This is a genomic window from Gammaproteobacteria bacterium (genome assembly GCA_009838035.1).
GTDB lineage: Bacteria > Pseudomonadota > Gammaproteobacteria > Steroidobacterales > Foliamicaceae > Foliamicus.
Genome location: VXSK01000024.1, coordinates 28,536 through 29,219, shown reverse-complemented (window position 1 = coordinate 29,219; position 684 = coordinate 28,536). Strand labels below are relative to the sequence as shown.

Annotated in this window: 1 pseudogene (cut by a window edge); it reads left to right on the top strand. The window is 72.8% G+C overall.

The annotated features are described in order from the left end of the window. Positions 1-90 precede the first annotated feature (90 nt). Positions 91-684: pseudogene (locus tag F4Y72_10730) on the top strand (hypothetical protein); it runs 21 nt beyond the window's last position.

Below are 684 nucleotides of genomic sequence, written 5' to 3'. Positions count from 1 at the left end.
CAGGACGCCGCCAGCGACGGCCTCAACACCGGACCGGCCGCCGCCGTCACCAGGATCGCCGCCTGGGACGCCGACGCGCCGACGATCACGGTGGGCTGGGGTCCGGCGGAGGAGACGACGCGGCCGCTGCAGACCCAACTGAAGGTCGTCTACGACGAGGTGGTGGAGGGCGAGTCCGGCACCTTCGTGCTGTACGCGGATCCGGCGCCGGAGCAGGACCTGCGCGTGGCGATCGACGTGACGGACCGGGGCGGGTTCCTGCCGCCGGGCGGCGCCGGGCGGCGCACGGTGACGATCCCGGCGGGCGAGACGACCTTAACCGTCACCGTGGCGACCGAGGACGACGAGGTGGTGGAAACGTACTGGCCGGACGGCCGGGGCCACGTGGATCTCGACCTGGCGGCGGGGACGGGCTACCGGGTCGCGGACCCGCCCGGCGAGCAGGATCTGTGGGACCGCGGGAACGCGGTCTTGTACGTGACCGACAACGACGGCGCGGAGGACGTCGCCGGGCTCACCGTGACGCCGGGCGCGCTGACCATCGCCGAGGAGGAGACGGCCAGCTACACGGTGCGGCTGGACTCCCGGCCGACGGACACGGTCACGGTGGATATTTCCGGTCACGCGGGCACGGACCTGACGCTGGACAGGGACTCGCTGACGTTCAGGCCGGCGGACTGGAAC